Origin of the sequence: Bacillus sp. RC252, from assembly GCF_044909215.1 — a bacterium.
Lineage (GTDB): Bacteria > Bacillota > Bacilli > Bacillales > Bacillaceae_G > Bacillus_A > Bacillus_A mycoides.
This window is the reverse complement of record NZ_JBIYDV010000034.1, coordinates 20632-33082: the sequence shown is the minus strand read 5'-3', so window position 1 is coordinate 33082 and position 12451 is coordinate 20632. Positions and strand designations below refer to the sequence as shown.

Sequence of the window (12451 nt, the reverse complement as noted above, 5' to 3'; positions counted from 1 at the left end):
CGCTATTCTTTCTGTAGAATCATAGGAAAGGATGGCGTTTTTTATGTCTGTTTCTGTGTCTGACGAATTACAACTATTTGCTCAAGAGATTCAAAGTTTTTTATCTCCAAATACCTTACGGGATCTTGCTAGAGATGTTGGCTTTGTACAACGAACCAGTAAGTACCAAGCAAAAGATTTAGTAGCTTTATGTGTGTGGTTGAGCCAAAATGTAGCTATGACCTCTTTAACTCAGTTATCTAGCTGTTTAGAAGCATCAACAGAAGTACTCATCAGTCCTGAGGGACTGAATCAGCGGTTTAATAAGGCGGCCGTCCAACTTTTACAACACCTACTAGCCGAACTACTAAGCAAAAAATTGGCCGCATCTATGCCGATTTCTTCTCCATACACTTCTGTTTTCAAGCGTATTCGTATTTTAGATTCAACTGCATTTCAACTCCCGGATGTATTTTCATCGGTTTATCCAGGTGCAGGAGGATGCAGCCATACGGCTGGGATAAAAATTTAACTTGAGTATGATTTGTTAAGTGGACAGTTCTTACATATTCATACAGGTCCAGGTAAACAACATGATCGCACTTACGGCTCTCTGTGTGCCCCAACTGTGACAGCGAATGATTTATGTATCCGAGATTTAGGTTATTTTCATTTAAAAGACCTTCAATATATACAAGATAAAGAGGCCTACTATATCTCTCGTATCAAGTCGAATACACGTATTTATCAAAAAAATCCTAACCCTGATTATTTTCAAGACGGAAGAATTAAGAAAGGTACAGAGTATATACAGATAGATATGGAGACGGTAATGAGCTCCCTTCAACCAGGACAAACATGTGAAATAGCTGATGCTTATGTAGGAATGATTGATAAAGTGCCAGCTCGTGTAATTGTTCACCGATTAACAAAACAACAGCAACAAAAACGATTACAAGATCAAGCTATAAGAGAAAAAAAGAAAGGAATAAAGTATTCTCCTCGTAGTAAACGACTCAGTGGTATCAATGTATATATGACAAACACCCCTACAGATATTGTCCCGATGGGACAGGTACATGACTGGTATTCTTTGCGTTGGCAAATCGAAATTTTATTTAAAACGTGGAAGTCATTCTTTCAAATCCATCATTGTAAAAAGATAAAACGAGAACGACTGGAGTGCCATTTATATGGTCAATTGATTGCCATTCTACTCTGTTCTTCTATCATGTTTCAAATGCGCCAATTGCTCCTCATGAAGAAAAAACGAGAGCTTAGTGAGTATAAAGCCATATATGTGATTAAAGACTATTTTCTTCTTCTATTCCAAACTATTCAAAAAAACACCCAAGAGCTATCAAAGGTGTTACTTCGCCTGTTCAATCTCCTACAGCAAAACGGGCGAAAATCCCATAGGTATGAGAAGAAAACAGTCTTTGATATATTAGGTGTCGTTTATAATTGTACCATGTCTGATAACCAAGCAGCTTAATTCAAAAAAGGAAACCCGTTAGGGTTTATTTCGTATGCAAATCTTTAAAGCATCTACGTATAGACTTTCGAAAAAAGAAACAATCTTGCTTATCATTGACGTTACACGGGCTTAGCTTGATGGCGATGTGGCGCTACCCCACATCCATCAACTTAAGTGATCTTAATACGCCTAAGTACCAAAAAAACGTTATTCTTCCTAAACAAGCTAGACTAAAAAGGATGACGTCTATTTGGCTTTATGGATAGTGAAAAACCTTAGTTTTATAACGATGTATCGGTGCCTTATATATCTGTTTAATCATTATTTCTGTTACCTTTATATATTTACATAATCTTCATTATCAGTAGTCAATACTGCATAGAATTTTTGTTATGGAGAGATTTTATCATTTTAGCCAAGAAGACTCCTTCCTCAAGGAACGCGAAGTGAGTAGGTGGGAGATGAATTGGCTTCGGACAAGGGATGGCAGGAAGCCATCTTAATTGTTCGACATACATAAACTGTTACTTCACTACCTATCGAATGTACGTTTGTTGTATAATAGGCACATATCGAAATGGGGGTGAAACGAATGATAATCAATAAATCATATAAATTTCGTATCTATCCAAATAAAGCACAAGCGAACCTAATCAATAAAACGATTGGCTGTTCTCGTTTTTTATTCAATCATTTCCTATCTCTATGGGATAATGCATACAAAGAAACAGGAAAAGGTTTGACATATGGGACATGATCTGCCAAACTTCCTGCCATGAAGAAAGAGTTTGTTTGGTTAAAAGAAGTGGATAGTATTGCGATTCAGTCGTCTGTTCGCAACCTTGCGGATGCTTATACACGCTTTTTCAAAAAACAAAACAGTGCCCCGCGTTTCAAATCTAAGAAGAACAACGTACAATCTTACACCACAAAACAAACAAATGAAAACATTGCCGTTGTAGGAAACAAAATGAAATTGCCAAAACTAGGTCTTGTTCGATTTGCCAAAAGTCGTGAAGTAAAGGGACGTATTTTAAATGCTACAGTTAGACGGAACTCTTCTGGCAGATACTTTGTGTCATTGTTAGTTGAAACAGAAGTGCAAGAACTTCCGAAAACAAATTCTTACATTGGAATGGATGTGGGACTAAAAGATTTCGCCATTTTGTCAGATGGAACAACCTATAAAAATCCGAAGTTTTTTCGATCATTAGAAGAGAAGTTGGCAAAAGCACAGCGTGTTCTTTCTAGAAGAATGAAAGGATCTTCTCGCTGGAATAAACAACGAGTAAAAGTAGCTAGAATTCATGAATACATGGCAAATGCTAGAAAAGATTACTTGGACAAAATCTCGACTGAAATCATCAAAAACCACGATGTTATTGGTATAGAGGATTTGCAAGTATCGAATATGTTAAAGAATCATAAGTTAGCAAAAGCGATTAGTGAGGTATCATGGTCACAATTTCGAACCATGTTGGAATATAAGGCAAAATGGTACGGCAAACAAATCATTGTCGTATCGAAAACATTTGCTTCAAGCCAATTATGTTCTTGTTGTGGATATCAAAACAAAGACGTTAAAAATCTAAACCTACGTAAATGGGATTGCCCTTCTTGTCATACACATCATGATAGGGATATTAACGCAAGTATCAATCTAAAGAATGAAGCAATAAGGCTTCTAACCGCAAGGACTGCGGGGTTAGCCTAATAAATTAGAGTTCAATAGAACTCTTTACTTAGGAATCCCCCACTTCTAAACGAAATGGAAGTGGGGGCAGTTCAAGCTATTATGTTGTTATTTTTAGCCGTACTAATATCTTTTACAACATTCAAAGGAACGTCTAATCCCATTGGGAATGAAGGGATTACTAATATGCTTCATAAAACGCCTGGGATTGCAATTCAATTAATCGGAGAGAACATTATGTTTGTATCTATATTGTTCTTTTGGCACAAGATCATACGCTCCTTCATAATAAGCCCCATTACTTCAATTACAGCCTCTTTAATATTGTCTGGAAGCTCATTTGGAGTACTCCATCTTTCTACGTATAATTATAATTGGGTACAATGTTTAACTATCATTGGTATACCAGCTATCGCGCAAATGATTTTCTTTCTAATATTTAAAAATATTCATATGGGATACATACTTCACTTCAATTACAATTTAATCATTATACTTTTTAACTATATAGCTTCTATTTAAAATAATTTACCACTAAAAATAAAAGAAAAGGTACCCCTGCTGCAAGGTACCTTTTCTAAGGGGTATAACTCATTAGCTAAGCGGCCGTTGGTCAAGTATACCGCCTAGACTATTACATGAGTTATGTTTATATTATACATTGATCATATCAAAAATATTATCATTAGTGAAATTAACATTCATTATTTTTTAATTTTAAAGCTGCCACCATAATAATAATTTTCTCCAAGTTTCATAACAGCTACATATGATCCTGGCTTATAAACTGATGTAATAGGTGTTACAAATCTACCATAATTATGCTCAGTACCAGTATCATAAATTGTTTTATATCTTTGCATATTTACTACTTCATTCTCATCTTCACTTAATCGATATATCTTTACAATACCTGTATCTTTACCACCTGTATAAATTGTAATGTCAAAAGTATCTCCATGCTTCAAATCACCAACAGCTAATTCTTGTAGAAAGTCTGCATTATGATGGAGTAAAAAATAGTTTTGCCATTGCCAGTCATCGAAAACCGGTGATGCTTTCTGTATAAATTGAGATTCAGCAGAAGCAGGGGGAATGCTTCCAACAGTATAGGAAAATACACTTCCTCCAATAGTTAATGCTCCAATAATAGCTACTTTCCCTAAAAGTTTCATTTTTAAGCCTCCTAGTTTATTAAGAACTTTAAAATCTTACTCCTGAAAAACAGCTGTCCAATCATTAGATGGTAATATTTTCTATTTAGATTTTAACATATACAGATTTTCCTGCCAATCAATCAATAAAAAAGAATTTTTAATTAGTGTTTCATATTTATTTATCCTGAACTGAAAAACCACCTTTCAAAAGAACGTTAGTTCGTATATAATAAACACGGAACAAACGTTCTTTTAAAGGAGATGTATTAATTATGTATGACTATTCCCTTTTACCTGATCGCAAAATTTGTTTCGTTGATCTCAAGAGTTTTTACGCATCAGTTAGTTGCGTTAAAATAGGATTAGACCCTCGATACACAAAACTTGCTGTAGTGGGGGATGTTAATCGTAGCGGTTCAATTGTACTTGCGGCAACTCCACCATTAAAAGCATTAGGTGTCAAAAAAATGGCTAGGAGCTGGGAACTACCTAAAAGATCAGATATTATAGTCTTTAACCCTAATATGGAAACTTATATTAAATGTTCTAATTACATAACCAGTTTAGCATTACAATATGTAGCATCTGAAGATTTTTTTCAATATAGCATAGATGAATTCGCATTTGAATTGGATTCATCACTACATTTATTTGCTTCAACACCTTATGAATTCGCTGTTATTTTCAAAAGGAAATATATAGTAAAACAAGACTAGAATGTACAATCGGTATAGGACCAAACATACTCATGAGTAAGCTAGCACTTGACCTGGAGTCGAAAAAAAATGAAACTGGGATCGCACAATGGGGATACGAAGATATTCCAACTAAGCTATGGCCTATACGTCCTTTAAGTAAGTTTTGGGGAATTTCACATAAGACATAAGACAGAAGCAAAACTAAATCGAAAGGGGATATATACAATTGGTGATTTAGCAAATTATCCTCTTCATTATCTAAAAAGATCATTTGGCATAACGGGGGAAGAGTACCATTTACATAGTAATGGCATAGATTTTAGTCGGATATTTGAGAAATACGTACCTACAAAGACTTCAGTTGGTAAGAGCAAAATCCTTTTACGTAATTATAATATAGATGAATTTCTAATTATATTATTGGAGCATATTGAAGAAGTTTGTTATCGTCTCCGTAGACAAAATAAACTTGCTCAAACGATACAGTTTTCAGTAGGGTACAGTGCAGAATATGGAGGGGGCATACGAAAAAGGCATACAAAAAAGGCATACAATGAATAGAGCAACTAATTTGACCATGGATATATATAACATCTGTAAATACTATTTACACGCACTGTATACTGGTGAGCCAATTCGATCAGTTAGTATTTCACTATCAAATTTACTAAATGAGGGAGAGGAGCAGATTTCATTATTTGATAACATTGTACAACGTGAAAAAGAAGTTAAACTAACAAAGGCAATGGATGAAATTAGAGATCGCTTCGGAAAAAACGGTATACTAAGGGGAATATCATATACAAACTCAGCTACGGCTAGATATTAAAATACACTACTGGGGGGCCATAAAGCATGATGAATTCAAAGATACCTAAAGGACGATTAATGGTCAAGTGGCAGGCATTTGCGGCAAAGATATGCTTCCTCTATACAAATAGATAGATACATCCACTATTCCTAACAGCAAGAAATATCTATTTTAACAGTTATTATTTGTTAGCAGACTTAATTTACGCTCATTTGTTTCAATAAAGAGTGAATCGTATCATCAAGACAGGTATATTAAAAAGACCATTTCATTAATGAAATGGTCTTTTTAATAAAACATCTGTCAGGATAACTCTTTTGAATCAGTCATATGTTAAATAAACCAACTAGTTAAAAATAGGTGTTCAATATATACGGATTGAATCCTAGAATGTATTTATTCCTTTACTTATTCTCACTTATCTCTTTATTCACCATTTCTATCAGCTGCATTGGAATGTTAAAATGATTTTGTGCGAGATGAAGTTCGGTTAGCTCCTCTTCTTCACTTGATTTTAATTCGCGTACTTCGTGATGAAGAGCTTCCATTTTCAAATCTAATTCGGTCGCAACTATAGCGGCTTCTTTTAATTCTGACGTGAGTCTTTCAGGAACTGTATTGTTATATTTATAGTAGATTTTGTGTTCCAAACTTGCCCAAAAGTCCATGGCAATCGTCCTGATTTGTATCTCTACATAAACTCTTTCTTCTCTGTCTGACATATATACTGGTACTTTCACGATTAAGTGTAGGCTTTGATAACCGTTTGATTTTGGCTCTTTTATATAATCCTTACATTCAATAACCTCAATATCCTTTTGATTGCAAAGCATCTCACTCAGACGGTAAATATCCGATCTAAATGAACACGTAATTCGAATACCTGCAATATCTTTCACTTGATCCTTTATTGCTAGAAAAGATAACTCGATGTTTTTTCTTAATACTTTATTAAAAATACCTTCGGGAGATTTTAAGCGTGAAGTTGTATGTTCGATTGGATTGTAATCGTGAATATGCTGAAACTCCTCTTTTAAAATATTTATTTTCGTATTCATTTCATCCAAAGCAAATTTATAGGCCAGCATAAACCTTCTCAATTTCGCTTTTATTGCATTCAATTTATTTATCTGGATGGGTTTATTCATAGTTATATTCATTCCTTTCGTTCACGGCACAAAACGGAAGGGGATTCGTTCGCTTTGTGCGTTTTTTTATATTCCTAAATTACAGAGATACCAGAAAACTACAAATCATGTGGAGGTGAGTGGTCGCCCTGTTGCAGGATGATCACATAGTTATATGAGTAGATTACTTTCCTATGCACAAATAAATCGCTTAGAGCACTGCAGATTTATCTTTGATAAACAACTCGTTTGTAGCTGGGCAATCAGCCTCTACTGACTATCTCAGTACATCATACAAAGGAGTCTCGGTATGGCTTTAAAAAGGAAACTTCCTGAACTGGAACCTGTGATTGAGGGGCACCTAGCTTTGTATAAAAAATCCGCCGCGCATCTAGTAAACCGTGAAACCACAATAAAACAAGTTGCTAAAGATTTTAGACTTTCTCCACTCTTTCGTAACTTGAAGCTTACATACTAACAATTATCTTTATCTCAAATACGTGAGATTATGCTATTAATGGGATAAAGCCGAGATACGTGTAAAAACAGGTCATATTCTTACTTTTATTATTCCTTACTGAAATTTTCCAGGAACTTTCTGGCCAATGAGGACATGTAACGGTCCTTAATCCAGATTGCCGCGATCCTGGTCTGGAGGGAAGGACTGTTGATTTCCTTATAGATCATACTACTGTGGTTCGCCAGCTCAAACGCGGATTTCGGGATAATTCCGATTCCGAGGCCGGCATTGGCCCATAGTAGGGTGGTACGTGCATCATCATTTTTACAGAATAGGTTTGGCTCGAAGCCGGCTTTCTGACAAGTCTCGCGAATCAGCTGTTCGAATCGGCGGTAAATGACCAGAGGACGCTCGTGCAGCTCTTCGATTTGGATTGCATCCCGCCCGCTGCTCCAATCCAGCTCCGGGGTCATCACGGCGATCATTGGCTCGTTTTCCGCACATTTGTATCCCATCCCCGCATTATGAAAGGGAGTTCTGACGATTCCCAGTTCGATTACCCCACTCTGTAGCAATTCAATGACCCTGAACGTGTTTCCTTCATGGATTTCAAATTTGATCCCGGTGTAAGCTTTGTGAAATTCGGATAATCTATCCTTTAATAACGTTGCTCCGGAGGAGGAAACCGTTCCAATTGCCAATGTTCCCTTCAATCCTTTGGCAAAGTCACTGACCTCTCTTGACGTCGAATCTGTTAAATCTACAATTTGCTGCGCTCTGCGGCGCAGAATCTCCCCGGCGTCCGTGAGTCGGATACTGCGCGCACCGCGCTCTACCAGCTTTACGCCAAGCTCCTCCTCCAACAGCTTAAGCTGCTGGCTGAGCGGGGGTTGAGCCATTTGCAGTTTTTTGGCGGCCGAGGTAATCTGTCCTTCTTCCGCAATCATCAGGAAGTATTTCAATTGCCTAATGTCCATAAGGTTCTCCTTTTGAATTGCCATATTAATTTCATATAGATTAGATACTAATCAAATATTATTAATATGGAAGATGTTGTGTTATTTTTTAATCATATCCTGTAAATAAATTTCGTCAAACCTTTTGAATTGCATTAAATTGAATATTTTAGTCCAAGTTCAGAATGGCCGCTTTTTAGTACTGAGAAATTTGGATGAAGCTAGGCTGCGAGGAGCGGAGCGTACACAGTTTGTACGTGAGCGCCGGAATGCCCAGGTGAATTCAAGATTCGATATCGAAATCACTTCATAATCAAAAGCGACCTTTATAACAATTATGATGGGGATGATACTTTGTTTAGACTCACAACATTTTTAAAACCTTACAAGAAGGAAAGTATTCTTGGCCCTTTCTTTAAGCTGGTGGAAGCAATTTTCGAGCTTCTTCTGCCGACGATTGTGGCCCTGATTGTGAACCATGGAATAGGCAGGCATGATATCGCTTATGTATGGAAGATGGGTGGTTTAATGGTCGTCATGTCGATACTGGGCTTCGGTAGCTCGCTGATTTGTCAATATTATGCAGCCCGGGCATCACAGGGGTTCGGTACAACACTACGTAATACGCTGTTCCGGCATATCTCGACGCTGTCTTATACTGAGATTGACCGCTTTGGGACACCATCATTGATCAACCGTATCACAAATGATGTCAATCAGCTCCAGATTGCAGTAGCGATGCTGATTCGGCTTGTGATTCGTGCCCCGTTCATTTGCATTGGTGCAATCATTATGTCGATGCTGCTTGATTTTAGACTATCGCTTGTTCTGATTGCGGCAACACCAGTGTTTGCTATTATTCTATATTTGATAATTACCAAAACAGCACCTATGTATCGGTTATATCAGAAGAAGTTGGACAGAATCACACTAGTATTGAGCGAAAATTTGACGGGAGTTCGCGTCATCCGTGCGTTCGCCAAGAGACAGGCCGAGAAGGTGAGATTTCGCGAAACTTCCGACGACATTACGGCCACTGCAATCCGAGTAGGGCGGGTTTCTGCGCTGCTTAATCCGGCAACGACGGTTGTTGTCAACGGGGCAATTATCGCTATTCTATGGATTGGTGGTTTCCATATTAATGCGGGGACATTATCTTCTGGCGAGGTCATCGCCTTTATTAACTACGTAACGCAAATTTTGCTCGCTTTGATCGTCGTGTCGAATCTGATTATTATTTTTACCAAGGCAGCGTCCTCAGCATCACGGATAAATGAGGTGTTCGAAACCGTTCCTTCCATCGCTGACCTTGCGCCTGAGGAGCGAAAACAGTCTGTAGCGAAAATAGAAGACAAGAAGGATGGTCCTGCTGTTACATTTAATCATGTTTCCTTCGGATATAGTACAACGAGTGAACCGGCACTGACAGATATATCGGTGGAGATAAAACATGGCGAGACTGTGGGAATTATCGGTGGTACTGGTTCAGGCAAATCTACATTTGTGAACTTGATTCCGAGATTTTATGACGCTACCTCCGGACAAATACTCGTCAACGGAATTGATGTAAGGGATTATAGTCTACATGAACTACGCGGCGAGATCGGGATCGTTCCGCAGAAGGCACTGCTCTTCACAGGGACGATTGCCGATAATATCCGTTGGGGCAACGAATTAGCTTCGGATCAAGAGGTCAAGCGGGCAGCTATCATTGCCCAGGCCGATGAATTCATAACGAAAATGCCAGAAGGCTATAACACTCTTGTGTCCAGGGGCGGACTTAATCTGTCGGGTGGGCAGAAGCAGCGCTTAACAATCGCCCGGGCAATTGTTGCCAGTCCCGATATTCTCATCCTTGATGATTCTTCGAGTGCACTTGATTTTGCCACAGATGTGGCGTTAAGAAGGTCGATCCGGGAAAACAGCCAGGGAATTACGGTATTCATCGTCTCGCAGCGGGTTAGCACCGTGCAGCAGGCGGATAAAATCATAGTCATCGAAGACGGACGGATTGCTGGCATCGGCACCGACGCTGAACTCAAGCGAGATTGTAGTGTCTATCAAGAGATTTGCCGCTCACAGTTCTCTAATGAGGAGGTAGGACAACAATGAACATGAAGCAAACATGGGGAAGACTACTAATTTATACAGGAAAATATAAAAGGTATACAATCTGGGCCTTCATTAGTGCGATTATTAGCGTAGCTTCCAGCTTGATCGGTCCATTTATGATTGGGATTACGATCGACCATATGGTCGGCAAGGATGCTGTTGAGTTCGCGGACATATTCAGACTGCTTATCCAGCTTAGTCTGGTGTATCTCATCGGAGGCTTGTTCGGTTGGTTGTTGACATATCTTACGAATCGACTTGCTAATCAAACAGTAAATGATTTGCGCAGCGAAATGTTCGACAGGCTGAATGTACTGCCACTGAAATATCATGATAATCATCCGCAAGGGGACAGCATCAGCCGATTCGTAAACGATATGGATGCCATATCGGACGGGTTGCTGCAAGGATTCTCCACATTATTAACCGGTGTTGTTACAATCATCGGGGCGATCGCGCTCATGTTGTATACGAATCCGCTCATGACCGTCGTCGTGCTGTTATCTGCACCAGTGACTTTCTTCGTAGCGCGGTTCATCACGATGCACTCCCAGCAGTTATTTCATGATCAGGCCCGTATATTGGGTGGGCTGAATGGCTATGTCGAGGAGATGATCGGCGGGCAGAAGGTTGTTCAGGCCTTCCGTTATGAAGACCACTCTTTTGCGGAGTTTACAGCGCAAAATGATGAATTGTATCACACCGGGGTAAAATCACAATTCGTCAGCTCTCTGTCGAATCCATCCACCCGTTTCGTGAACAATGTTACCTTCTCAATCATCGCCTTAATTGGGAGTATTATGGTCATTATGTCTAGAATATCGGTCGGGGGACTATCGAGCTTCCTGATTTATGCCAATCTGTTCGCTAAACCGTTCAACGAGATTACCGGAATAATTACACAGTTGCAATCAGCTACGGCCTCGGCACAACGTATCTTCCAGGTACTTGATGAATCGGCGGAGTCATCGGACGCTGAAGATGCAGTTCATATCTCAGCTAAGCAGAGGACGATTACATTCCATCATGTGAAGTTCGCTTACCAGCCTGACCGTCCCCTTATTACCGATTTGAACCTAGTTGTCGAACCAAGCACACGTGTCGCAATTGTGGGACAGACCGGTGCTGGCAAGACAACGCTAGTGAATCTGTTAATGCGATTCTATGATGTTGATTCCGGCGAGATTATGATAGACGGTATTAACATTAACGACATGGCCCGTGACAGCTTACGCCATACCTTTGGGATGGTGCTACAGGATACTTGGTTGTTTGGCGGGACAATTCATGACAATATCGCCTACGGGAAACCGAATGCTAGCCAGGAGGAGGTTATCGCTGCCGCTAAGGCAGCTAACGCCCACAGTTTCATCAAGCGGCTGCCGAAGGGCTATAATACAGTAATCAACGGTTTCGGCGACAGCTTGTCCCAGGGACAGAAACAGCTCTTGACGATCGCTCGGGTTATGCTGGTTGATTCGCCTATGCTAATTCTCGACGAAGCGACCAGCAGCATCGATACGCTGACGGAGATACGTATCCAGGCGGCGTTCCTGAAGATGATGGAAGGCAGAACGAGCTTCGTCATCGCCCACCGTCTGTCGACGATCCGTGAGGCCGATATGATTCTCTACATGAAGGACGGGGATGTTGTCGAGAGTGGCAGTCATGAACAGCTACTGGAGCGCGGCGGGTACTACGCTAATCTGTATAACAGCCAATTCGCGGCTGTTAATGGTTAGTAGACCACCATTCCAAAAGTGCGCACAATGCGTGGAAAGGGTCTTGGCCTAACTAATCTCCACCATTTAATAACTATATTTATCATATGTGTTAGAAGATAGTGCAACATCAAAAATTACCCCTGATACAGTATAGTCATATTGTATCAGGGTTTGTATTATTTTATAAAAAACATAATATTCAGTTGAATAAACTTTGTTTTAATGAGTGATAAGAGTAATCAATATGTCTCTTTAAA

The 12451-nt window shown here is 39.3% G+C and carries 5 protein-coding genes and 4 pseudogenes; 6 read left to right on the top strand and 3 right to left on the bottom strand.

Features of this window, described 5'->3' with window-relative positions; all coding sequences use genetic code 11:
* Nucleotides 1-43 precede the first annotated feature (43 nt).
* From ABH960_RS28605 to ABH960_RS28595, 3 pseudogenes are all read left to right on the top strand, one after another.
* Nucleotides 44-1474 (top strand): annotated as a pseudogene (locus ABH960_RS28605) (IS4 family transposase).
* Between the two features lie 574 nt (nt 1475-2048).
* Nucleotides 2049-3170, top strand: a pseudogene (gene tnpB, locus ABH960_RS28600) (IS200/IS605 family element RNA-guided endonuclease TnpB).
* A 69-nt stretch (nt 3171-3239) separates the two neighbouring features.
* Nucleotides 3240-3671, top strand: a pseudogene (locus ABH960_RS28595) (hypothetical protein); the annotation flags it as partial.
* Between the two features lie 182 nt (nt 3672-3853).
* On the opposite strand, the gene ABH960_RS28590 reads toward ABH960_RS28595, so the two are convergent.
* Nucleotides 3854-4324: a DUF5065 family protein gene (locus tag ABH960_RS28590; RefSeq protein ID WP_404449806.1), complete on the bottom strand. Its 471-nt coding sequence runs from the start codon at nt 4322-4324 to the stop codon at nt 3854-3856.
* Between the two features lie 254 nt (nt 4325-4578).
* On the opposite strand from ABH960_RS28590, the pseudogene ABH960_RS28585 reads away from it, so the two are divergent.
* Nucleotides 4579-5833 (top strand): annotated as a pseudogene (locus ABH960_RS28585) (Y-family DNA polymerase).
* A gap of 386 nt (nt 5834-6219) precedes the next feature.
* Here the strand turns inward: ABH960_RS28585 and ABH960_RS28580 are convergent.
* Both ABH960_RS28580 and ABH960_RS28575 read right to left on the bottom strand, forming a co-directional pair.
* Nucleotides 6220-6903 carry a GTP pyrophosphokinase gene (locus ABH960_RS28580; protein WP_113770574.1) on the bottom strand — a complete coding sequence of 228 codons (684 nt, stop codon included), beginning with the start codon at nt 6901-6903 and terminating at the stop codon, nt 6220-6222.
* Nucleotides 6904-7509: 606 nt separating this feature from the next.
* Nucleotides 7510-8379, bottom strand: coding sequence for a LysR family transcriptional regulator (locus ABH960_RS28575; RefSeq protein WP_404449804.1), 870 nt, complete (start codon nt 8377-8379; stop codon nt 7510-7512).
* Between the two features lie 333 nt (nt 8380-8712).
* Between ABH960_RS28575 and ABH960_RS28570 the strand changes: the two genes are divergently transcribed.
* Nucleotides 8713-10470 carry an ABC transporter ATP-binding protein gene (locus ABH960_RS28570; RefSeq protein WP_404449802.1) on the top strand — a complete coding sequence of 586 codons (1758 nt, stop codon included), beginning with the start codon at nt 8713-8715 and terminating at the stop codon, nt 10468-10470.
* Entirely contained in the window at nt 10467-12212 is a 1746-nt protein-coding gene (locus ABH960_RS28565; RefSeq protein ID WP_404449800.1) for an ABC transporter ATP-binding protein, read from the top strand. The genes ABH960_RS28570 and ABH960_RS28565 overlap by 4 nt, the downstream gene beginning before the upstream one ends.
* Nucleotides 12213-12451 lie beyond the last annotated feature (239 nt).